Source organism: Streptomyces sp. NPDC097129 (genome assembly GCF_055668065.1).
Genome location: NZ_JBVOQE010000002.1, coordinates 848,210 through 870,865 on the forward strand (window position 1 = coordinate 848,210; position 22,656 = coordinate 870,865).

Genomic DNA, 22,656 nt, shown 5'->3' on the forward strand with positions numbered 1-22,656 from the left:
GGGTGCGGGGAGCCCAAGGGGTTGGGGGCTTGTGAGCGTCGGCGGCTGCGGATGGGTGGGGGCTGGGCGCGCAGTTCCCCGCGCCCCTTCAGGTTGGCCTACTCGGCCCGTGTTGTACCCGCGCCCTGAGGCCGGTCGGCCCGCCCCCGGTCGTGCTGGTGACGCCGGGCGGGTGACGTGCCGTCGCGTCGGCGGGCGGTCGGCGGGATCGACGCCGGGTCGGTCATATCTTCATACCGTGATCGTTCCTCTTCGCCGTCTCACCGCGCTGTGCGCCCTCGGCGCCGCCCTCGCCGCCTGCGGGACGGCACGGACCCCCGCACCGCACGCGGCGTCCCCGCACGCCGCCCGGCCCGCGCCGAGCGCGGCGTCGCCGTCGGCCGCCATTTCCCGGCCGCCGACGCTCGCCCCCGGCCCGGCCGGGCTGACGCCCGTCTTCCGCAACGGCCCGCGCTCCGGGCACGGCAAGGTCGTCGCGCTGACCTTCGACGCCGACATGACCGCCGACCAGGGACCGCGCGCCGCAGCGGGCGAGCACTTCGACAACCCGGGGCTGATCAACGCGCTGCACACGCTGAAGGTCCCGGCGACCGTGTTCATGACGGGCCGGTGGGCGCAGCAGTACCCGGCGCAGGCCCGGGCCATCGACCACGACCCGCTGTTCGAGATCGCCAACCACTCCTACAGCCACTACGCCTTCACCGGCGACTGCTACGGGCTGCCCACGATCGCCCCGGACCGGATGCGCGCCGACGTCGAGCGCGCCTACACCGCCTTCCGCGCGGCCGGCGTGAAGGACGCGCGGCCGTACTTCCGCTTCCCCGGCGGCTGCTACGACCGGGACGCGCTGAAGGCGCTCAGCGGCACCGGAGTGACGGCCGTCCAGTGGGATGTGGTCAGCGGTGACGCCTTCGCGACGGACGCGGACGCCGTCGTCCGGCAGGTCCTCGACGGCGTCAAGCCGGGGTCCGTCGTCGTGATGCACTGCACCCGCAGCGCCGCCCCCACCACCGAGCGCGTGGTGCGGAGCGTCGTGCCCGAGCTGCGCAAGCGCGGCTACACCTTCGTCAAGGTGTCCGAGCTGATCGGCGAGGCCAGCGGCCGCCCCTGACCCCCGCCCCGCCCCCGTACGCTGGAAGACATGAGCGACGACTCGGACGGGGACTACTGCCTCATCGACGCGACCCGCCCGCCGAAGGCCGACGGCCCGCCGTACGCCGAGTGCGTGCTGTGCCGCGAGCCCACCGAGTATCCGGAGTCGTACAAGGGCGTCACGCTGTGCCCGGTGTGCGAGTGGCAGGAGGCGCAGCGCACCGCCTGCTCGGGCTGAGACGCGCGAGCGGGCGCGCGGGAGCGGCTTGGCACACTGGACGGCGTGAACAGTGAACCCACGTCCGTGCAGGACAGCCCCTTCCGCTCCGAGCCCGGTGACCGCGATCTCGCCCCGCAGTACGTGCTGCCGCTGGTCGTGCGGCTGGAGAAGGCCGCGCCGCCCGCCCGTACCGACGCCCTGGAGACGGCGGCCCGCGCGGTGCTGGTGATGCTGAGCGACGAGCGCTCGCACGGGGACGGCGAGTGGGCGCAGGCGATGCGGGACTGGCAGGACGCGCGCATCCGCAAGGTGGTGCGCCGGGCGCGCGGCGCGGAGTGGCGGCGCGCGCAGGCGCTGCCCGGCGTCACGGTCACCGGGAAGTCGGCCGAGGTGCGGGTGTTCCCGCCGGTGCCACTGGACGGCTGGCCGAAGGAACTGGCCAAACTGCAGGTGTCCGGCACCGAGCTGGACGACCCCGAACCACCCGCCGGAGCGGACCCGGCCGGGCCGGTGCTGTGGATGAGCCCCGAGGTGGAGATGTCGGCCGGCAAGGCGATGGCGCAGGCCGGGCACGGCGCCCAGCTGGCCTGGTGGGAACTGCCGGACGCTGAGCGGGCCGCCTGGCGCGACGCCGGTTTCCCGCTGGCCGTGCGCACCGCCACCCCCGCGTCCTGGCGTGAACTGACCCGCGCCGGCCTGCCGGTGGTGCGCGACGCGGGCTTCACCGAGATCGCGCCGGGCAGTTGCACGGTGGTCGCGGACCATCCGGCGCTGCGCTGATCACCCGTTACGGTGGGGGTGCAACGCACTGGCCCTGAGCGGCCGTTGGGACACGGGGAGTCGAGATGTCGGTGGACCGACCGATGATCAACAGCGCGGTGCCGCACTCCGCGCGCATCTGGAACTACTGGCTGGGCGGCAAGGACTGCTACGAGATCGACCAGCAGGTCGGCGACCAGATCCGCGAGGTCAACCCGGAGATCGTCGACATCGCGCGCGCCCAGCGGGCGTTCCTCAGGCGCACGGTGACGCATCTGGCGGGCGAGGCGGGGATCCGGCAGTTCCTCGACGTCGGCACGGGCCTGCCCACGCTCGACAACACCCACGAGGTGGCCCAGCGCATCGCCCCCGAGGCGCGGATCGTGTACGTCGACCACGACCCGGTGGTGCTCTCGCACGCGCACGCCCTGCTCACCTCCGCCCCCGAGGGCGCCACCGACTACGTCGACGCCGATCTGCGCGACCCGGAGGCCATCCTGAAGGCGGCCCGGCGCACCCTGGACTTCGAGCGGCCCGTCGCGCTGATGCTGCTGGGCATCGCCGCGCACGTGCCGGGCGAGCACGCCTACGAGGTGGTGGGCCGCCTCAAGGCCGCCCTGCCGGCCGGCAGCCACCTGGTGTTCTGCGACAGCACCGAGGTGTTCCACGCACAGCGGATGCGCGCGATGGTCGAGCGCTGGAACGAGGCGAGCGACAACCCTCGGGTCAACCGCACGCCCGGGCAGCTGGCCCGGTTCTTCGACGGTTTCGAGCTGCTGCCGCCCGGCCTGGTCCCGGTCGCCGAGTGGCGCCCCGCCCCGGCCGACACCGGCCCGCGGGACGTGGACAGCTTCGGCGGCGTGGGCGTCAAGCGCTGAGCGGGCGGCGCCGCCGAAGCTCAAATGTTGCTCTGAACCCCGGCCCCGCGCGGTTCGCCGCCCACCGCCGGGGCCATACCCCCGTCACACGACCGCCCGCGGTGAGCGACGAGGAGGGGGACCCATGGAGCGACTGGGCACGGGCATCGGCTGGCGGCCCGAGATCGCCGAGGCCGTCGAGCGCATGCCGGGCGTCGACTGGGTCGAGGTCGTGGCGGAGAACGTCTGCCCCGGCCACCTGCCGGACTCGCTGCGCCGGCTGCGCGAGCGCGGCGTCACCGTGGTGCCGCACGGCGTCTCGCTGGGCCTCGGCGGGGCCGACCGCCCCGACCCGCACCGGCTCACCGCGCTCGCCGAGCGGGCCGAGGCGCTGGGTTCGCGGCTGGTCACCGAGCACATCGCGTTCGTGCGGGCGGGCGGTGAGCTGACCGCGTCGCCCCGGCTGGAGGCCGGCCACCTGCTGCCGGTGCCGCGCACCCGGGACGCCCTGGACGTGCTGTGCGAGAACGTCCGTATCGCCCAGGACGCGCTGCCGGTGCCGCTCGCCGTGGAGAACATCGCCGCGCTGATCTGCTGGCCGGGCGAGGAGATGACGGAGGGCCAGTTCCTGTACGAGCTGGCCGAGCGCACCGGAGTGCGGCTGCTGATCGACGTGGCCAACCTGCACACCAACCACGTCAACCGCGGCGAGGACCCGGCCAAGGCGCTGGCCGGCCTGCCCGTGGAGGCGCTGGCGTACGTCCATGTCGCGGGCGGCGTCGAGCGGGACGGCGTATGGCACGACAGCCACGCGCACCCGGTGCCGCGGCCGGTCCTCGACATCCTCACCGACCTGGCCTCCCGCACCAGCCCGCCTGGGGTCCTGCTGGAGCGGGACGACGACTTCCCCGAGCCGTCCGAACTGGAGCGGGAGCTCGCGTCGATACGGGACGCGGTGGAGCGGGGCCGGGCGTCGGCGACCGCACCTGACCTCTCCCCCACCGGGCCTCGGCCGCGATCGGCGCCTCTGCCGGGCCTGCCGTCCGTCCCCGGCGCCACCCGGGCGCGGCTCGCGCTCGCGCAGACCGCGCTGCTGTCCGCGCTGGTCGCGGGCACGCCCGTGCCGGAGGGTTTCGACCGGGCGCGGCTGACCGTGCAGGCACGGGCGCTGGCCGCGAAGCGGGCGGACGTCGTGGCCAAGGTCGCCCCCGAACTGCCGGAGATCCTGCGCGCCGCCTACCGCCCGGCGTTCCTCGCCCACGCCCAGCACCACCCGATGAGCGGCGGGTACCGCCGGGACGCGCTGGAGTTCGCCGAGTCGCTGCTGCGCACCGGCGCGGTGGCGGACGACCGGGTGCGGCGCGAGCTGCACGAGTGGTGGCGGGACCGGTCCGGGCCCCGGCCGCGCGCCCACCGCCCGGCGGTCCGGCTGGCCCGCGCCACCCGGCGGGTGCTGCTGCGCCGGTGACGGCCGGCCACCGTGGGCGGTCCGCCGTCCGCCGTCTGCCGTCTGCGGTCTGCCGTCTGCCTCGACGGGCACACCTTCCTCGACGAGCGGGTGCGCGGCGTCGCCGCCCGGCTCGGCCTGCCCCTGCCGGACCAGCCGAACGAGCAGCAGCAGGCCTGGCTGCGGGAGTTGCGCGCGGCGCGGGGCACCGACTTCGACCGGACGTTCGCGAACATCCTGCGGCTGGCGCACGGCAGAGTGCTCACCCTGGCCGCCCAGGTCCGCGCCGGCACGCGCAACACGCTCGTGCGCGACCTCGCCGACGACACCGACGACACCGACGACACCGACGACACCGGCACGATCGTGCTGGACCACATCCGGGTGCTCGGGGCCGCCGGGTACGTCGACTTCGACGCGCTGACCCGCGACCTCGCGGCGTCCCCGTCGGCCCCCGCACGCTGGCCGACGTAAGCGGAACGTCACATACCCACAACACTGTGTCCGCATGGTGAACAACCCATGGCGGACCGCGGAGCCCTTGGCATAGAAACACGGCATGTTCTGGGTCCTTTTCCTGCTGCTCGCGTGGGTCGTCACCGCCGTGGCGTGCACCCGGCTGTGCCTGGCCGCCGTGCGCGCGGCCGCCGCCGAGACGCAGGAGGCGACCGGGGTACGCCGGCACGATCTGACGTTGTACGAGGCCGCGTTCCTCTCCGGCGGCCCCGACCGGGTCGCCGATCTCACGCTCGTGTCGATGGCCCGTCAGCGCCGGCTGCTGCTCGCGCACACCGGCTGGGCGACGGTCGTCGACCCGCGCGGGCGGGACGAGATCGAGCGGTCGGTGATAGGGGCCATCGGCCCCGGGGGCCAGTCGCGGATCGCGCCGGTCCGGACCGCCGCGTCCGCCGCCGAAGCGGTGCGTCACCTGGCCGACCGGCTGGTGCGGGCGGGCCTGGCCGTGCCGGACGGGGCGCGCACGACGGTGGCGGCCGGAGTGCGCCGGGTGCGGCTGGCCGCGCTGGCCGTGACGGGCCTGGGCGCGGCCGCGCTGCTGTTGCCGGGGCCGACCGGTGTGCCGCGCGCCCTGGTCGCGATGTGGTTCGGGCTGCCCCTCGCCCTGGCCCTGAGCTGCCTGGTCCTGGCCCGGGTCGAGGCGCACCCCTACTCCCGCTGGGCGTCGCCGGCGGGGCAACGGCTGCTGAGCACCCTGACCCAGCGGACCGACGGCGCCGGGGACGACCTGCGCTACCTGATCTCCGTCGCCGTACGCGGCGTCCACGCGGTCGGCGAACCGGATCTGCGCGCCGCGTTCGCCCACCGCGACCGGACCGGCTCGGGCGGCCTGTAAGCCCTGCCGCAGGGGGCGCACTGGGGCATTGGCGCCGACACCCGGCGGGTGGTGCTTGCCTTCACCGCTCGGCGGACGAACATCCCTTGTGTTGCAGACGCACATGAAAGGGATACGCCATGAGAGCCGCCGCCCTCTGCTCGGCCGCCGGGTCGCTGCTGCTGACCGCCCTGGCCGCCGCCCCGGCCGGCAGCGCGCCGGGCGTGCCCCCGGCCGTGCCGCCCGCCCTGACGGGGACCGGCGCCCGGCCCGCCGCGACCCGGGCCGCCGTGACCGCGCAGGCGGAGCGCGCCGCCGAGACGCGCGGGGTGGCGGTGGCGGCCGCGCGGGCCGCCGTACGCGGCATCGACTTCGGCGCCTGCTCGGACGCGTCCGACATGCCGGGGACCATGCAGTGCGGCACCGTGACGGTCCCGCTCGACTACGCCCACCCCGAGGGCCTGCAGATCAAGCTCGCCGTCAGCCGGGTGCAGGCCACCCACCGCGACCCGCGCAACAGCAAGCGGCGCGTGCCCGGCCAGGGCTCCCTGGTCTACAACCCGGGCGGTCCCGGCGGCGACGGCCTGTACTTCCCGCTGGCCGGCCTCACACCGCAGTGGAAGCGCATCGCCGCCGCCTACGACCTGATCGGCTACTCCCCGCGCGGCGTGGGCCGCTCCGCGCCGCTGTCCTGCCAGGACCCCGGGCACTTCCTCAAGGCGCCGTCGCAGGCGCCGACGTATCCCTCCGCCGCGTACAAGCAGCAGCGGATCGCGCAGGCGAAGGCGTACGCGCGCGGGTGCGCAGCGCGGGCGGGCAGCGCGCTGGCGCACTACACGTCCCTGAACAACGCCCGCGATCTCGACGTCATCCGCGCCGCGCTGGGCGAGGACCGGCTGACGTTCCTGGGCGCGTCGTACGGCACCTACTTCGGCGCGCTGTACGCGACGCTGTTCCCCTCGCATGTGCGGCGCATGGTGTTCGACTCGGCGGTGAACCCCGACCCGGCGAAGATCTGGTACCGCGACAACCTCGACCAGTCGGCGGCGTTCGAGGGCCGCTGGGCGGACCTGCGGGAGTGGATCGCCCGCCACGACGACGTCTACCGGCTCGGCGACACACCCGAGAAGGTGCTCGCGAGCTACGAGCGGGCCCTGGCGCGGCTGGCCGCGAAACCGGCGGGCGGGAAGGTGGGCCCGGCGCAGTTGCAGAACGCGTTCCTGCAGGCCGGGTACTTCGACGACTACTGGCCGCAGCGGGCGCACGCGCTGTCGGCGTATCTGAAGGGCGACGCCGGGCCGCTGATCGAGCAGGCGGCGCCGGTCGCTGAGGCGGCGGCCGAGGCGGAGAACGCGAGCGCCGTCTACACGGCCGTGGAGTGCAATGACGCGCCGTGGCCGACGGACTTCCGCGTCTGGGACCGGGACAACACGCGGCTGGCGCGGGTGGCGCCGTTCGAGACGTGGGACAACGTGTGGGCGAACCTGCCCTGTGCGTACTGGCTCGCGCCGCGTCAGCGGGTGGTCGATGTGCGGACAGGGCCCGGTGAGTTGCCGCCCGTTTTGATCATGGCCGCTGAGCGGGATGCTGCGGCGCCGTATGAGGGGGCGCTGGAGTTGCAGCGGCGGCTGTCGGGGGCCGTGCTGGTGACGGAGCGGGATGCCGGGACGCATGGGGTTGCCGGGGGGCCCAACAGGTGCGTCAACGGGTATCTGGAGGCGTATCTGCTCGAGGGTCGGCTTCCCGTGCGGCATGCGTCGTGCGCGCCGCACGCGGAGCCGAAACCCACGGTTGCTCGCTGAGGCCGGGTGCGGGCCTTCTGTGGCCGGTCGCGCTCACGCGGCGGAGCCGCATATCGAGCAGAGCCCCGCGCCCCTTCGGGGGCGCGGTTCACACCGGCGTGAGGGGCCGTGCTACGCCAGGCCCGCGATCAGTTCGCTGACGTCCTTGCGGCGGCCCGTGAAGAACGGGACCTCCTCGCGGACGTGCATCCGGGCCTCCGACGCGCGCAGGTGGCGCATGAGGTCGACGATGCGGTACAGCTCGTCGGCCTCGAAGGCGAGGATCCACTCGTAGTCGCCCAGCGAGAACGAGGCGACCGTGTTGGCGCGCACGTCCGGGTAGCCACGGGCCATCTTGCCGTGGTCGGCCAGCATGCGGCGGCGGTCCTCGTCCGGCAGCAGGTACCAGTCGTAGGAGCGCACGAAGGGGTAGACGCTCACATAGTTGCGGGGCGTCTCGTCGGCGAGGAACGCCGGGATGTGCGCGCGGTTGAACTCGGCGGGGCGGTGCAGCGCCATGTTCGACCAGACCGGCTCGAGCGCGCGGCCCAGCCGGGTGCGGCGGAAGAGGTTGTACGCCTCCTGGAGCTGGTCGCTGGTCTCGGCGTGCCACCAGATCATGATGTCGGCGTCGGCGCGCAGGCCGGACACGTCGTAGGTGCCGCGGATCGTCACGTCCTTCGCGGCGAGCTGGTCGAACAGCTCCTGGACCTCTTCGGCGTAGCCGGCGCGGTCCTCGGGGAGCACGTCCTTCAGCTTGAAGACGGACCACAGCGTGTAGCGGATGACCTCGTTGAGGTCCTTGGCCAGCTTGCCCTTGTTCGGAATCCGGTCGGGGCCAGTGGTGGAGACGTCGTCACTCATGGCCCTATTCTCCCGCTCCGCCGTGCAGACTCTGCACCGGGTGGGCGGTGAGCTCCTGCACACCCCGCAGATCGCCGCCGAGCTGGTCGACGGCGGCGTAGGCGCTCGCGATGCACGCGGGGATGCCGACGCCGTCGTACTGCGCGCCGCACACGGCGAGACCGGGCAGGCGGGAGACGTGCTCGCGGATGCGGGCCACGCGCGCGTGGTGGCCGACGGGGTACTGGGGCAGGCCGTCGTCCCAGCGGGTGACGCGGGTCGCGAGCGGTGTGGCGTCGAGGCCGGTGGCCTCCTTCAGGTCCTGCCGGGAGACCTCGACCAGGTCGGCGTCGTCGCGCCGGAGGATCTCCGTCTCGCCGTGCCGGCCGACCGAGGTGCGCACCACGATCACGTCGGGGTTCTCCTCGGCGATCCAGCCCCATTTGTGGGAGGCGAAGGTGGACGCCTTGATCGTGCGGCCGTCGACCGGCGGGACGAGGAAGCCGCTGCCGTCGGGCAGCCGGGCCTCGGCGCGCCGGTAGGCGAGGGTGATCAGGGCCATGGAGGCGTACTCGACGGTGCGCAGCTCGGCGGCGGCCTGCGGGGACTCGTCGGCCAGCAGGCGGGCCGCGGCGGGCGCAGGGACGGCGAGGACCACGGCGTCCGCGTGCACGGTCCGCGCGCCGGCCGTGACGCGCCAGCTCCCGCCGGGCTCCCTGCGCAGCCCGGTCACGGGCGTGCCGGTGGTGATCTCGCCGCCGCGTGCCCGCACGGCGTCCGCGACCGCGAGCGGCAGGGAGCCGATGCCTCCGGCGATGCCCGTGAAGACGGGCCCGGTCTGCTGGTTCGCCGCGGCGCGCGCCTGGATCTCGCGGACGGCCTCGGTCAGTGAGGTGTGGGTCCGCGCGGCCTGGAAGAGCTGCGGGACGGCCGAGCGCAGGGAGATGCGGTACGCGTCGCCCGCGTAGACCCCGCCGAGCAGGGGCTCGACGATGCGGTCGACGACCTCGCGGCCGAGGCGCGCCGCCACGTACTCCCCCACCGCCACGTCGTCGCCGACGTCGGTGCGCGGCAGCTCGGCGTCCCGCTCGATGCGGGCGAGGCCCTCGTCGGACAGGACGCCCGCGAGGGCCGAGGCGGTGCCGGGGACGCCCATGACGTGGCCCTTGGGCATGGGGCGCAGGGCGCCCCGGGTCCAGATCGAGGCCGTCGCGGTGGACGGGGGCTGGAGGCGGTCGGCGAGGCCGACCTCGCGGGCGAGGCCCACCGCCTCGGGGCGGCGCGCGAGCATCGACTCGGCGCCGAGGTCGACGCGGACGCCGGCGATCTCGCCGGGCAGCAGCTTGCCGCCGACCCGGCCGGAGGCCTCCAGCACGGTCACGCGCGCGCCGCGGTCCAGCAGCCGGTGGGCCGCGGCCAGCCCGGCGATCCCGGCCCCGATGACGACGACGTGCTGCGTACCCGTTGCGCTCATGTGCCCACTCTCTCAAACGGCACTGACAACGCCGGTGTCCGGGCGAAGTCCGGACCGTGACCGCACCGGGACCACCCGGCCGCGAACGCCGACGTGGCCGGCCTGCTGCCGGCCGCCGCCGTCGCCCTGACCGGATGCGGCGCCGCGGGCGGCGCGGGCGGCGCCGCGGGGAACGCGGGCGGCCATGTCGTGACGCCGGCCGCGGCGCTGTCCTTCCTCACGGTGGCCGGGCTGCTCCTGACGGCGTGCCCGCGGCTGGTGCGGCCCCGCCTGCGCAGCCGCGGGCGGGACTGAAATGCCGTGTGCGTCTAGCGTGTTCGCATGACCATGACTGGTGCGGCACGGGGTGTGCGAGAAAAGCTGGTGGTGATCGGCGCCGACGCCGCGGGGATGTCCGCGGCGTCGCAGGCGCGTCGGCTCAAGGGGCCCGACGAGCTGGAGATCGTGGCGTTCGAACGCGGCCACTTCACCTCCTACTCGGCCTGCGGCATCCCCTACTGGGTCGGCGGTGACGTGGCCGAGGCGGACGAGCTGATCGCCCGCACGCCCGAGGAGCACCGGGAGCGCGGCATCGATCTGCGCATGCGGACCGAGGTCGTGGAGATCGACGTGGCCGGGCAGCGGGTACGCGCGCGTGACGTGGACTCGGGGGCCGAGTCGTGGACGTCGTACGACAAGCTCGTGATCGCGACCGGGGCGCGGCCGATCCGGCCGGAGATGCCGGGGATGGACGCGCCGGGGGTGCACGGCGTGCAGACCCTCGACGACGGGCAGGCGCTGCTCGACACGCTGGCACGCACGCGTGGCCGCCGGGCCGTGGTCGTCGGCGCCGGGTACATCGGCGTGGAGATGGCCGAGGCGCTGATCAACCGCGGGTACGAGGTGACCGTCGTCAACCGGGGCAGCGAGCCCATGTCGACGCTGGACGCCGACATGGGCCGGCTGGTGCACGAGGCGATGGTGGGCCTGGGCATCACCATGGTCGACGACACCGAGGTCACCAAGGTGCTCACCGGGGCCGACGGCCGGGTGCGCGCGGTGGCCACCCAGACCGCGGAGTTCCCGGCGGACGTGGTGGTGCTCGGCATCGGCGTGCGCCCCGAGACGACGCTGGCCCGCGCGGCCGGGCTGCCGCTGGGCGGGCACGGGGGTCTGCTGACCGACCTGTCGATGCGGGTGCGCGGGCACGGGAACATCTGGGCCGGCGGCGACTGCGTCGAGGTGCTCGACCTCGTCTCCGGTCAGGAGCGGCACATCGCGCTGGGCACGCACGCGAACAAGCACGGGCAGGTCATCGGCACCAACGTCGGCGGCGGGTACGCCACGTTCCCCGGTGTGGTCGGCACGGCGGTCAGCAAGGTGTGCGATCTGGAGATCGCGCGGACCGGGCTGCGGGAGAAGGACGCCCGCAGGGTCGGCCTGCAGTTCGAGACGGTGACGATCGAGTCGACGAGCCGTGCGGGCTACTACCCGGGGGCCTCCCCCATGACGGTGAAGATGCTCGCCGAGCGCCGCACGGGCCGTCTCCTCGGGGTGCAGATCGTCGGCCGCGAGGGCGCCGCCAAGCGGGTGGACATCGCGGCGGTGGCCCTCACGGCCGGCCTGACGGTGGAGCAGATGACCGCGCTGGACCTCGGTTACGCGCCGCCGTTCTCCCCGGTGTGGGACCCGGTGCTGGTCGCGGCCCGCAAGGCGGCGGCGAAGGTACGGTCCACCACACCTTCCGGCTGATCGGGCCCGCCCACGCCGTCCCGCGGCTCCCACCACCGGCGCCGTCGCCCCCATCGCGCCTGCCACGCCGCCGGCGCCGCCCCCGTCCGCTACGCCGTCCCGCTGATCCGCGGCAGCGCCGACACCGCCGCCGTCGGCTGTTCCCCGGCCGGCTTGGCGTGCTGCGCCGGGACCGGGCGGGAGCGCAGCCGGTGGCTCACCGCCTCGTCCAGGGTCACCGGCCGCTGCGCCTGGGCGGCCAGCCGCCCCGCCTCCTGGCCCAGCCGGGCGACGTCCTCCCAGGGCAGCCGGAGCACCACGGCCAGCTCCGCCTCGCCGTCGGGCAGCGCGTGCATCGCGGGAGTCATTCGGTCGTTCATCTGCCTGTCCCCTCGTCGGCCCCGCGGCGCGCCTTCCCCGCGCCGCGAGCGGTTGAGCAGACATACGCGGCCCGGATCGCGCACGTTCACCGATTCGCCCGCGGCTGCGCGGGCAGTAGTGTCACGTGGTCATCCCCGTCCATGACGTGAACCCCGTGCGCCGCACCCCCTGGGTGACGTACGCGCTCATCGCCGCCAATGTCGTCGTGTTCCTGCTCACGCCCGGCATCGCCGGGTCCGTGGCGGGTGAGAGCAGCCAGGCGCAGCTGTGCCATCTGCACGCGTTCCTGGATCACTGGGCGGCCGTGCCGCGCGAGCTGATCCACCACCGGATGCCGCAGCTGGTCCCCACCGGGGACGTGGGTATCGGCCCGCACGGCCCGGGCTGTGTCATCGCGCCCCCGCAGTACGGCAAGTCGCCGGTGCTGAGCGTGTTCACGGCGATGTTCCTGCACGGCAGCTGGCTGCATCTGCTGGGCAACATGCTGTTCCTGCTGATCTTCGGCAACAACGTCGAGGACCGCATGGGGCACGTCCGCTTCCTGCTGTTCTACGTCGTCTGCGGCTACGCGGCCGGCTACGGCTTCGCCCTGCTCAACTCGGGTTCCGGTGACCCGCTGATCGGCGCGTCCGGGGCGATCGCGGGGGTGCTCGGGGCGTACCTGGTGCTGTATCCGAGGGCGCGGGTGTGGGTGCTGGTGCCGTTCCTGATCTTCCTGCCGCTGCGGCTGCCCGCGTGGCTGGTGCTGGGCTTCTGGTTCGTGCTCCAGGCGGTGTACTCCGCCGGCGAGGGCGTCTCGGCCGCCGGCACCGTGGCGTACGCGGCGCACGTCGTCGGCTTCCTGGCGGGCATGCTCATCGCTCTGCCGCTGCGCCCTGGCACCCCACCACCACCGGAGCCGCGCGGCCTGCTGTTCGGCAGGAACGCGCGGCCCCGTCAGTCGTGGTGAGTGCCCGTCAGCGGGCGGTGTGCGTGTGGACGTACTCCACGAGCCGGGTGAGGGCGTCGGGGTCGGTGGACGGCATGACACCGTGACCGAGGTTGAAGACGTGGCCCTCGAGGGAGGCGGCCGACTCCAGCACCTCGCGGGTCTTGGCCTCGACGGCGGCCTGCGAGGCGAACAGGACCGTCGGGTCGAGGTTGCCCTGCAACGCCTTGCCGGGGCCGACGCGGCGGGCGGCCTCGTCGAGCGGGACGCGCCAGTCGACGCCGACGACGTCCGCGCCGGCCTCGCCCATCAGGCCGAGCAGCTCACCGGTGCCGACGCCGAAGTGGATGCGGGGCACGCCGTAGGACTCGACGGCGCGGAAGACCTTGGCGGAGGCGGGCAGCACCGAGCGGCGGTAGTCGACGGGGGCGAGGGCGCCGGCCCAGGAGTCGAAGAGCTGCACGGCGGACGCGCCGGCCTCGATCTGCACCTTCAGGAAGGCGGACGTGATCTCCGCGAGCCGGTCCAGCAGATCGGCCCACAGCTCCGGGTCGCCGTACATCATCGCCTTGGCGTTCTCGTACGTGCGCGACGGACCGCCCTCGACGAGGTAGCTCGCGAGGGTGAACGGGGCGCCCGCGAAGCCGATCAGCGGGGTGGCGCCGAGCTCGGCGGTGAGCAGCCCGATGGCCTCGGTGACGTAGGGGACGTCCTCGGGGGTGAGGTCCCGCAGCTGGGCGAGGTCGGCGCGGGTGCGGACGGGGTGCTGCACGACCGGGCCGACGCCGGGCTTGATGTCCAGGTCGACGCCGATGGCCTTCAGGGGTACGACGATGTCGCTGAAGTAGATCGCCGCGTCCACGCCGTGCCGGCGCACCGGCTGCAGCGTGATCTCGGTGACCAGGTCGGGCCGCATGCAGGAGTCCAGCATGCCGACGCCCTCGCGCACCTTGCGGTACTCCGGCAGCGAGCGCCCGGCCTGCCGCATGAACCACACCGGCGTATGCGGCACGGGCTCGCGCCTGCACGCCTTCAGAAAGGCGCTGTCGTACGTCGCTGTCGGCTGCTTGCCCGAGGGGCTTCCGTTGGCACTCACGACGGCAAGTCTCGCATGGCGTACAAGGGCCGCCGCCCGCACCCGCCCGGCAACCGGGTGGGCCGGCGGGGGGTGTCTTGCCCTGCGCGAGGGCCCGCTTCCCCTTACTCTTCCCCGCATGGCTGCGGCTCAGGGACGACTGTCGGACGGCGCTGACGGAATGGACGACGAGAGGGACACGGGGGAGGCACGGGGGAGCACAGCGGTTCCGCTGCCCTTCCGGGCCGCCGTCGACGCGCTGCGCACCGCGCGGCTGCGCCCCCAGGTGGAGATCGAGCCCACCCCCGCCCCGCAACGCCTCGCGCCGTACGCGTACGCGCTGGAGGCCGCGGTGGTCGACGGCGAGCAGGACCTGGCCGACGGGCGGCTGGTGCTGCTGCACGACCCGGCCGGGCACGACGCCTGGCGGGGCACGTTCCGGCTGGTGACGCTGGTGCGCGCGGAGCTGGAGCCGGAGATGGCCGCCGACCCGCTGCTGCCCGAGGTGTGCTGGTCCTGGCTGACCGGGGCGCTGACGGCGCGCGGCCTGGCGTACGGCGAACCCAGCGGGACCGTCACCCGGGCGGGCTCCCACTACTTCGGGGGACTGTCGAACCGTCCGCCGGCGTCGCAGATCGAGATCCGCGCGTCCTGGACGCCCCGTGAGGGGCTGGGCGGCGTGCCGGACACGGCGGCCCATCTGGGGGCCTGGTGCGATCTGCTGGCCCAGGTCGGGGGCCTGCCGCCGGCCGGTCCGGGCGACGCGTCGGTGGTCACGCTGCCGCAGCGGCGGGGACCGCAGTCGCGCTGAGTCCCCCTGAGTCCCCTTGAGTCCCGGAAGTCCCTCCAGCCCCCTGCCCCTGTGAGTCCCTGATCCGCGGCCGGCTCCGTGCCGGCCGCCGCTTTCATGCCTCCGGCCGGTGACCCGGCCGCCCCACGGTTCACCCACGGAACGCGTTTACGGCGCCCGCTTGACCGTCACTTTGTCGATACGGCCACTTTCAGTCACGAGCGCCGCTCGAACGAACCGATTTGCGCACCGAACGATCGACCGCATGTCCGAATTGCACAGATTGTTACTCACTAAATCGTGATCTTTCTCTAAAGGGCCCGGCCTTCGCTGCCGAAGACGACTGTGACCTTGAAAGCCGTCCCGCCCCTCAGGAGGCCTGGTGTCCGTTCTCCTCGAGCAGCCCTCAAGCCTGGTCGCCTACCGTCCGAACAAGCCGACCGCCATGGTCGTCGTCGCCGACCCCCGCGTCCGCTCGACCGTCACCCGCCACCTGTGGGCGCTCGGCGTCCGCGACGTCATCGAGGCCTCGTCCATCGCCGAGGCCCGCCCCCGTGTCGGCAACCCCAGAGACATCTGCGTCGCCGACGTCCACCTGCCGGACGGCTCCGGCCTCACCCTGCTGTCCGAGACCCGCGCCGCGGGCTGGCCCAACGGGCTCGCCCTGTCCGCCGCCGACGACATCGGCGCCGTGCGCAACGCCCTCGCGGGCGGCGTGAAGGGCTACGTCGTCACCGGCACCCGCACCGCCGTCGGGCTCCCCACCCGGCCCGGCGCCGCCCCCATCGGCGCGGCCGCGGCCCGCCTCCACCGCCGCCCCCCGGGTGCCCCGAGCCACCCGGGCGGCTACCGCGAGCTGTCCGGCCGCGAGGTGGAGGTGCTGCGGCTGGTGGCGGAGGGCCAGTCGAACAAGGCCATCGGAGTCTCCATGGGCCTGTCCGCGCTGACCGTCAAGAGCCACCTCGCCCGCATCGCCCGCAAGCTGGGGACCGGCGACCGCGCCGGGATGGTCGCCGTGGCCCTGCGCACCGGCATCATCCACTGACCCCGCATCCCCTCACCCCGCGTCCCCTCACCCCGTACCCTCGCCCCCGCATCCACCGACCCGCCGAATCGATCATGCGCCGCTCCGGCCGCGCCGATCGTCCGCTCCCCCGCCGTATCGATCATTCACTGGCGTGAACGGGACCGCCCGCCGCTCCCGGACCGCGCTCCCCGCGGATCGTGAACCCGGCATGACAGCCAACTGACCGGTTTACGACCCTTCGGCGCCCGTCGACGGAACGTTCCGTCGACGGGCGCCGTCCATACATGGATACCCTTGACAGGTGACCGACGCCCACGACACCGCAGCAGACACTTCACTGCGAACCACCGGAGGCGCCCCTGCGGACGACGGCGGATCTTCTGCTACGGAGGCGCCGATCCCGTTGCTGGAGCCCCGCGAGGGCATTCCGCCCGTCGTCGCGGACCCGGCGGCGCTCGCCGAGGTGGTCGCCGCCTTCGCGGCGGGCTCAGGCCCCGTCGCCGTCGACGCCGAGCGCGCCTCCGGCTACCGCTACGGCCAGCGCGCCTACCTCGTCCAGCTGCGCCGCGAGGGCGCGGGGACGGCTCTGATCGACCCCGTGGCCTGCGGCGACCTGTCCGGTCTCGGCGCGGTGCTGGCCGGTACCGAGTGGGTGCTGCACGCCGCCACCCAGGACCTGCCGTGTCTGCGGGAGATAGGCATGGTGCCGGACCGGCTGTTCGACACCGAGCTGGCCGGCCGGCTCGCCGGCTTCCCGCGCGTCGGCCTCGGCGCGATGGTGGAGAACGTTCTCGGCTTCAGCTTGGAGAAGGGCCACTCCGCCGTCGACTGGTCCACCCGCCCGCTGCCCGAGCCGTGGCTGCGCTACGCCGCCCTCGACGTCGAGCTGCTGGTCGACCTGCGCGACGCCCTGGAGAAGGAGCTGGAGCGGCAGGGCAAGCTGGAGTGGGCGCGCCAGGAGTTCGACGCGATCGCCTCCGCCCCGCCGGCCGAGCCGCGCAAGGACCCCTGGCGGCGTACGTCCGGCATGCACAAGGTGCGCCGCCGCCGGCAGCTCGCCGTGGTGCGTGAGCTGTGGGAGATGCGGGACCGGATCGCGCAGCGCCGGGACGTCTCGCCCGGGAAGGTGCTGTCCGACGCGGCGATCGTGGAGGCGGCACTGGCACTGCCGTCCACCGTGCACGCGCTGGCCGCGCTCGGCGGCTTCGGGCACCGGGTCGGGCGGCGGCAGCTGGAGCAGTGGCAGGCGGCCGTCGACCGGGCGAAGGCCCTGCCGGAGGCGGAGCTGCCGCAGCAGGGGCAGCCGGTGACCGGACCGCCGCCGCCGCGGGCGTGGGCGGACAAGGACCCGGCGGCCGCGGCGCGGCTGTCCGCGGCGAAGGCAGGCGTGTCGGCGCTGGCCGAGCGGCTGAATCTGCCGCAGGAGAACCTGATCACGCCGGACACGGTGCGGCGGGTCTGCTGGGAGCCGCCAAAGGTGGTCGACGCGGATGCCGTGGCGGCGGCGCTGGCGGGGTACGGGGCTCGGGCGTGGCAGGTGGAGCTGGTGACGCCGGTTTTGGTGGAGGCCTTGTCCGCGTAGGCGCCGAGGGCGTGTGGGACGTATGGCGGCTGGGGGTGCGCTGTGGTTGCTCGCGCCCACGCGGCGGTAGCTGCATAGCGACACGGCCCCGCGCCCCTCGCAGGGCGCGTTCCTGCCCGGCACTGCGAAATGCGCCGTCCGGATTCAGCCAAGGTCGCCGCACCCGCCCCCCGCCCCGGTGTGACCTTCGCCGCTCCGGTCGTGGGGACTGGGCAGCTACGTTACTCATAAGTAGCATGGGACTGAGCGCGCGCTCAGTGCATGCGTGCCGCAGCAGTGCCACCCCGCACCCTGGAGGAGAGCCATCGTGCCTCGTACCGTCAGGGACGTCGTCTTCGTCGACGGCGTCCGCACCCCGTTCGGCAAGGCGGGCCCGAAGGGCATCTACCACGAGACCCGGGCCGACGACCTCGTCGTGAAGGCGATCCGGGAGCTGCTGCGCCGCAACCCCGGTCTGGACCCGAAGCAGATCGACGAGGTCGCCATCGCCGCGACCACGCAGATCGGTGACCAGGGCCTCACCCTCGGCCGCACGGCCGGCATCCTCGCGGGCCTGCCGCAGTCCGTCCCCGGTTACTCCATCGACCGCATGTGCGCGGGCGCCCTGACGGCCGTCACCTCGGTCGCCGGCTCCGTCGCCTTCGGCGCGTACGACGTCGCCATCGCCGGCGGTGTCGAGCACATGGGCCGCCACCCGATGGGCGAGGGCGTGGACCCGAACCCGCGCTTCGTGAGCGAGAAGCTGGTCGACGAGTCCGCCCTGTTCATGGGCATGACCGCGGAGAACCTGCACGACCGCTACCCGTCGATCACCAAGCTGCGCGCCGACGAGTACGCGGTGCGCTCGCAGGAGAAGGCCGCCAAGGCGTACGCCAACGGCAAGATCCAGGCCGACCTGGTCCCGATCTCGGTGCGCCGCACGACCCCCGAGGCCGGCGAGACGGGCTGGGGCCTGGTCACGGCCGACGAGCCGATGCGTCCGGGCACGACCCTGGAGAACCTCTCGGGCCTGAAGACGCCGTTCCGTGTGCACGGCCGGGTCACCGCGGGCAACGCGGCCGGTCTGAACGACGGCGCCACCGCGTCGGTCATCGCGAGCGAGGACTTCGCCCGCGAGCACGGCCTGCCGGTCAAGATGCGCCTGGTCTCCTACGCCTTCGCGGGCGTGGAGCCGGAGGTCATGGGCTACGGCCCGATCCCGGCCACCGAGAAGGCCCTCGCCAAGGCGGGCCTGTCCATCTCGGACATCGGCCTGTTCGAGATCAACGAGGCCTTCGCCGTGCAGGTGCTGGCCTTCCTCGAGCACTATGGCATCGCCGACGACGACGCGCGCGTCAACCAGTACGGCGGCGCCATCGCGTTCGGCCACCCGCTGGCCTCCTCCGGCGTCCGCCTGATGACGCAGCTGGCCCGCCAGTTCGAGGAGCAGCCGCACGTCCGCTACGGCCTGACCACCATGTGCGTCGGCTTCGGCATGGGCGCGACGGTCATCTGGGAGAACCCGCACTTCGAGAGCGCTGCCGGAGGCGACAAGTGAGCACCACCGCTGAACTCCTGAAGGGCGCGGCCGAGCTGTTCCCGGACGAGGTCGTCACGCAGGCGCACGTGCGCCACTTCGACCTGCCGCTGGGTGCGGGCCGCTTCGCCCTGGTCACCCTGGACAACGGCCACGACCACACCAAGCCGACCACCTTCGGCCCGCAGTCGCTGGCGAACCTCAACGCCGCCATCGACCAGGTCGAGAAGGAGGCGGCCGAGGGCGCCATCGTCGGCGTCGGCATCACCGGCAAGCCGTTCATCTTCGCCGTCGGCGCCGACCTCAAGGGCGTCGAGCTGCTGAAGGAGCACAAGGACGCGCTCGCCATCGGCAGGGGCGGTCACGACGTCTTCAAGCGGCTCTCGGGCCTCGCGGTCCCGACGTTCGCGTACTACAACGGCGCGGCCATGGGCGGCGGCGTCGAGGTCGGCCTGCACTGCACCTACCGCACGGTGTCCGCGGCGCTGCCGGCGTTCTCCCTGCCCGAGGTCTTCCTCGGCCTGGTCCCCGGCTGGGGCGGCTGCACGCTGCTGCCGAACCTGATCGGCGCCGAGAAGGCCGTGACGGTCGTCATCGAGAACAGCCTCAACCAGAACAAGCAGCTCAAGGGCCAGCAGGTCTACGAACTGGGCATCGCGGACGCGCTGTTCGAGGGCGCGGACTTCCTGGAGCAGTCGCTGATCTGGACGGCGGCCGTCCTCAAGGGCGAGATCGTCGTCGAGCGTCCGGCGATCGACCGCGGTGAGGGCTGGGACCAGGCCGTCGCCAAGGGCCGGTTCATCGCCGACTCCAAGGTGCACGGCGCGGCCCCGGCCGCCTACCGCGCCCTGGACATCATCGCCGCCGCCAAGAACGGCGACCTGCAGCAGGGCTTCGACGCCGAGGACCAGGCGCTCGCCGACCTCATCATGGGCGGCGAACTGCGCTCCGGCATCTACGCCTTCAACCTGGTGCAGAAGCGCGGCAAGCGGCCGGCCGGCGCCCCGGACAAGTCGCTGGCCCGTCCGGTGACGAAGGTCGGCGTCGTGGGCGCGGGCCTGATGGCGTCGCAGCTCGCCCTCCTCTTCCTCCGTCGCCTGGAGGTCCCGGTCGTCCTCACGGACATCGACCAGGAGCGTGTCGACAAGGGTGTGGGCTACGTCCACGCCGAGATCGACAAGCTGCTCGGCAAGGGCCGGATCAACCAGGACAAGGCCAACCGCCTCAAGGCGCTGGTGACCGGCGTCCTGGACAAGGCCGAGGGCTTCGCGGACGCGGACTTCATCATCGAAGCCGTGTTCGAGGAGATGGGCGTCAAGCAGAAGGTGTTCGCGGAGGTCGAGGCCGTCGCCCCGGCGCACGCGATCCTCGCGACGAACACCTCCTCGCTGTCGGTGTCGGAGATGGCGTCGAAGCTGAAGAACCCCGAGCGGGTCGTCGGCTTCCACTTCTTCAACCCGGTCGCGATCCTGCCGCTGCTGGAGATCGTCCGCGGCGAGCAGACGGACGACGCCTCGCTCGCGACGGCGTTCGCCGTGGCCAGGAAGCTGAAGAAGACCGCGGTCCTCACCAAGGACGCCCCGGCGTTCGTCGTGAACCGCATCCTGACCCGCTTCATGGGCGAGATCCAGAACGTCATCGACGAGGGCACCCCGGTGCACGTGGCGGAGAAGGCCATCGAGCCGCTCGGTCTGCCGATGTCCCCGCTGGTCCTGCTGGAGCTGGTCGGCCCGGCGATCGGCCTGCACGTCTCGGAGACCCTCAACCGGGCCTTCCCGGACCGCTTCAAGGTCTCCCCGAACCTCAAGGCGGTCGTCGAGGCCGGCAAGCGCGGCTTCTACGTCTACGACAGCGGCAAGCCCGAGCTGGACCCGGAGGTCGCCGCGCTGCTGAAGCAGGGCGACACCGTCCTGACGGAGGAGCAGGTCCGCGCCCGCGTCCTGGACGCGGTGGCGCAGGAGATCGGCCTGATGCTCGACGAGGGCGTCGTCGCCGAGGCCCAGGACATCGACCTGTGCCTGATCACCGGCGCCGGCTGGCCCTTCCACCTCGGCGGCATCACGCCGTACCTGGACCGCGAGGGCGTCTCGGAACGCGTGAACGGCAAGAAGTTCCTGGCTCCGGGCGTGGCGTCGCTCCCGGCGTAACCGGAGACACACCCGGATTCACAGTGGGGCGTGCGGATAACGATCCGTGCGCCCCACTCGCGTGTGGCCACACTGCCACCGATAGGATCTCCACAGAAGTTGACCATTGTTCACACAGCCCGCCCAATATTTCCGCTCTCGCCGGCTGCGTGTGCACGCGCGTCCTGCTGAGGAGTTCCTGTGGCGTCCAGCCGCCGTCGCCCGCCCCGACGCCGGGTAGGGCCGAAGATCGGGCTTTTGCTCCTGATCGCCGCCGTCATAGCCGGTGCCACGGCGTTGTATCCGGTCTGGAAGGCGTCGACAGCGCCATCCGAGGCGTCCGGGTTGACGGTGCGCTACCGCACCGAAACCCCCACCGCGTCGGCGGTGGCCAAGCCGTCTCTGGAGGTCATCAACCGCACGAAGACGGCCGTGGCGCTCGGGGATGTCGCGCTGCGCTACTACTTCACGGCCGAAGGCTCCGCCGCCTACGCCTTCAACTGCGTGAACACGTCCTTCGGTTGCTCCCGTGTCGCAGGGCGCATCGTCGCGCTTGACCGGCCCACCGCCTCCGCCGACCACTATCTGGAGATCAGGTTCGCGCGCGAGGCGGGAATGCTGGATCCCGGCGCGAACAGCAAGGGCATCGACCTTCAGCTCTTCCGTGTCGACCACAAGGCTCTGGACCAGTCCGACGACCGCTCCTTCGACGCCACGATGACGAGCTACCAGGAGGCCAGGAAGGTCACCGCGTACCGGAGCGGTGTCCTCGTCTGGGGTGAGGAACCGGACGGCACCGCGGCCGGCAAGGACGCCACGGCCGCGCCGGTCACCACCCCCACCCCGGTACCGTCGCTGCCGGACGGCGTGCTGTTCGACGACTTCTCGTATCTCGGTGCCAAGGACCCCGCGCTGTTCAAGCACGGCTGGCTGGTCCGCACCAGCAAGGGCGGTCCCGGGATCGACGACACCTGGTCGGCCGACGGAGTGACCTTCCCCCAGGCGCAGGGTGCGCTGGGCAGCGGCTCAGTACTCCAGTTGCGCGCCAGCACGGACGGCACGCCGTCCGGGACCAAGCAGGCAAGCCTCGGGACCGCGGAGAGCAAGTTCCGCAGCGGAACCTATGCCGCCCGCGTCCACTTCAGCGACGATCCGACGTCCGGAAAGAACGGCGACCACGTCAACCAGACGTTCTACACCATCGGCAGCGAGGGCGATGCGTACAGCGAACTGGACAACGAATACATGCCCAACGGTGGATGGGGGCGTCTCGGGCCCAAGCTCGACACGGTGACGTGGTACGACCACAGGGCGAACGACCGTGTCTACACCACGACGAACAAGAGCCTGGACGGCTGGCACATCCTGTTGATCACCGTCGCCAAGGACGTCGTGACCTATCGCCTGGATGGTCATGTCCTTTTCAGCAGCAAGGACAAATACGTCCCCCGCACGAACATGTCCGTGAACTTCAACCACTGGTTCGTGGACCTGCCGTTCAAGGGCGATCGCGCCTGGGACATGAAGGTCGACTGGCTCTACTACGACGCGCACCGGATTCTGTCGGCGAAGCAGGTGCAGTCTGCCGTCGAGGGCTTCGCCGGTCACGGCATCAACTACTTCGACACGGTTCGGGGGACCAAGTGAGGAACAAACGGTCCGAGGCGTCCGGGCACAGAGCCAACCGGGAGACACCCCTGGTGAGCCGGCGCCGGGCG

20 protein-coding genes and 1 pseudogene are annotated in these 22,656 nt (G+C 72.9%); 17 read left to right on the top strand and 4 right to left on the bottom strand.

Going from position 1 to position 22,656, the window contains the following annotated elements; all coding sequences use genetic code 11:
- Positions 1-238 precede the first annotated feature (238 nt).
- The 8 genes and pseudogenes from AC0B9F_RS09530 to AC0B9F_RS09565 all read left to right on the top strand — a co-directional run bounded on the left by AC0B9F_RS09530 (position 239) and on the right by AC0B9F_RS09565 (position 7,507).
- Entirely contained in the window at positions 239-1,111 is an 873-nt protein-coding gene (locus tag AC0B9F_RS09530; protein WP_472000423.1) for a polysaccharide deacetylase family protein, read from the top strand.
- Between the two features lie 30 nt (positions 1,112-1,141).
- Complete coding sequence (locus tag AC0B9F_RS09535; RefSeq protein ID WP_472000425.1) at positions 1,142-1,330, top strand: hypothetical protein; 189 nt, start codon at positions 1,142-1,144, stop codon at positions 1,328-1,330.
- 45 nt (positions 1,331-1,375) lie between these two features.
- The gene (locus tag AC0B9F_RS09540; protein ID WP_472000427.1) at positions 1,376-2,092 is read left to right on the top strand and encodes a peptidyl-tRNA hydrolase; all 717 of its coding nucleotides are present in this window, start codon (positions 1,376-1,378) and stop codon (positions 2,090-2,092) included.
- Positions 2,093-2,157: 65 nt separating this feature from the next.
- On the top strand, positions 2,158-2,949 hold the full coding sequence (locus AC0B9F_RS09545; RefSeq protein WP_472000428.1) for an SAM-dependent methyltransferase: 792 nt from the start codon (positions 2,158-2,160) through the stop codon (positions 2,947-2,949).
- A gap of 124 nt (positions 2,950-3,073) precedes the next feature.
- Positions 3,074-4,396 (top strand): MbnB/TglH/ChrH family RiPP precursor modification enzyme, encoded by a 1,323-nt coding sequence (locus tag AC0B9F_RS09550; protein WP_472000430.1) that lies wholly within the window; start codon positions 3,074-3,076, stop codon positions 4,394-4,396.
- Between the two features lie 60 nt (positions 4,397-4,456).
- Positions 4,457-4,849, top strand: a pseudogene (locus tag AC0B9F_RS09555) (DUF4142 domain-containing protein); the annotation flags it as partial.
- Between the two features lie 85 nt (positions 4,850-4,934).
- Positions 4,935-5,726 (top strand): TIGR04222 domain-containing membrane protein, encoded by a 792-nt coding sequence (locus AC0B9F_RS09560; RefSeq protein WP_472000433.1) that lies wholly within the window; start codon positions 4,935-4,937, stop codon positions 5,724-5,726.
- Positions 5,727-5,845: 119 nt separating this feature from the next.
- The gene (locus AC0B9F_RS09565) at positions 5,846-7,507 is read left to right on the top strand and encodes an alpha/beta hydrolase (protein ID WP_472000435.1); all 1,662 of its coding nucleotides are present in this window, start codon (positions 5,846-5,848) and stop codon (positions 7,505-7,507) included.
- 111 nt (positions 7,508-7,618) lie between these two features.
- Here AC0B9F_RS09565 and hemQ read toward each other — a convergent pair whose 3' ends face one another.
- The gene (gene hemQ, locus AC0B9F_RS09570) at positions 7,619-8,350 is read right to left on the bottom strand and encodes a hydrogen peroxide-dependent heme synthase (RefSeq protein ID WP_472000438.1); all 732 of its coding nucleotides are present in this window, start codon (positions 8,348-8,350) and stop codon (positions 7,619-7,621) included.
- Positions 8,351-8,354: 4 nt separating this feature from the next.
- Positions 8,355-9,803, bottom strand: coding sequence for a protoporphyrinogen oxidase (gene hemG, locus AC0B9F_RS09575; protein ID WP_472000440.1), 1,449 nt, complete (start codon positions 9,801-9,803; stop codon positions 8,355-8,357).
- Positions 9,804-9,896: 93 nt separating this feature from the next.
- Here hemG and AC0B9F_RS09580 point away from each other — a divergent pair, with 93 nt between their 5' ends.
- Together AC0B9F_RS09580 and AC0B9F_RS09585 are read left to right on the top strand one after the other, a co-directional pair.
- Complete coding sequence (locus AC0B9F_RS09580; RefSeq protein ID WP_472000442.1) at positions 9,897-10,097, top strand: hypothetical protein; 201 nt, start codon at positions 9,897-9,899, stop codon at positions 10,095-10,097.
- 33 nt (positions 10,098-10,130) lie between these two features.
- Positions 10,131-11,534, top strand: a complete 1,404-nt coding sequence (locus AC0B9F_RS09585) for an FAD-dependent oxidoreductase (protein ID WP_472000907.1) — start codon at positions 10,131-10,133, stop codon at positions 11,532-11,534.
- Positions 11,535-11,623: 89 nt separating this feature from the next.
- On the opposite strand, the gene AC0B9F_RS09590 is transcribed toward AC0B9F_RS09585, so the two are convergent.
- The gene (locus AC0B9F_RS09590) at positions 11,624-11,893 is read right to left on the bottom strand and encodes a hypothetical protein (protein ID WP_472000444.1); all 270 of its coding nucleotides are present in this window, start codon (positions 11,891-11,893) and stop codon (positions 11,624-11,626) included.
- A gap of 125 nt (positions 11,894-12,018) precedes the next feature.
- Here AC0B9F_RS09590 and AC0B9F_RS09595 point away from each other — a divergent pair, with 125 nt between their 5' ends.
- Positions 12,019-12,843 carry a rhomboid family intramembrane serine protease gene (locus AC0B9F_RS09595; RefSeq protein WP_472000446.1) on the top strand — a complete coding sequence of 275 codons (825 nt, stop codon included), beginning with the start codon at positions 12,019-12,021 and terminating at the stop codon, positions 12,841-12,843.
- 7 nt (positions 12,844-12,850) lie between these two features.
- Here AC0B9F_RS09595 and hemE read toward each other — a convergent pair whose 3' ends face one another.
- A complete protein-coding gene (hemE, locus tag AC0B9F_RS09600; protein ID WP_472000448.1) occupies positions 12,851-13,918 on the bottom strand; it encodes a uroporphyrinogen decarboxylase in 1,068 nt (355 codons plus the stop codon).
- Between the two features lie 118 nt (positions 13,919-14,036).
- Here hemE and AC0B9F_RS09605 point away from each other — a divergent pair, with 118 nt between their 5' ends.
- The 6 genes from AC0B9F_RS09605 (at position 14,037) to AC0B9F_RS09630 (ending at position 22,585) form a co-directional block, all read left to right on the top strand.
- Positions 14,037-14,708, top strand: coding sequence for a DUF3000 domain-containing protein (locus tag AC0B9F_RS09605; RefSeq protein WP_472000449.1), 672 nt, complete (start codon positions 14,037-14,039; stop codon positions 14,706-14,708).
- A gap of 361 nt (positions 14,709-15,069) precedes the next feature.
- The gene (locus AC0B9F_RS09610) at positions 15,070-15,732 is read left to right on the top strand and encodes a helix-turn-helix transcriptional regulator (protein ID WP_361624703.1); all 663 of its coding nucleotides are present in this window, start codon (positions 15,070-15,072) and stop codon (positions 15,730-15,732) included.
- 283 nt (positions 15,733-16,015) lie between these two features.
- Positions 16,016-17,296, top strand: a complete 1,281-nt coding sequence (locus AC0B9F_RS09615; RefSeq protein ID WP_472000452.1) for a ribonuclease D — start codon at positions 16,016-16,018, stop codon at positions 17,294-17,296.
- 307 nt (positions 17,297-17,603) lie between these two features.
- The gene (locus AC0B9F_RS09620) at positions 17,604-18,833 is read left to right on the top strand and encodes a thiolase family protein (protein WP_472000454.1); all 1,230 of its coding nucleotides are present in this window, start codon (positions 17,604-17,606) and stop codon (positions 18,831-18,833) included.
- Positions 18,830-20,959, top strand: a complete 2,130-nt coding sequence (locus tag AC0B9F_RS09625; protein WP_472000456.1) for a 3-hydroxyacyl-CoA dehydrogenase NAD-binding domain-containing protein — start codon at positions 18,830-18,832, stop codon at positions 20,957-20,959. The genes AC0B9F_RS09620 and AC0B9F_RS09625 overlap by 4 nt, the downstream gene beginning before the upstream one ends.
- 237 nt (positions 20,960-21,196) lie before the next feature.
- Positions 21,197-22,585, top strand: coding sequence for a cellulose binding domain-containing protein (locus tag AC0B9F_RS09630; protein WP_472000457.1), 1,389 nt, complete (start codon positions 21,197-21,199; stop codon positions 22,583-22,585).
- Positions 22,586-22,656 lie beyond the last annotated feature (71 nt).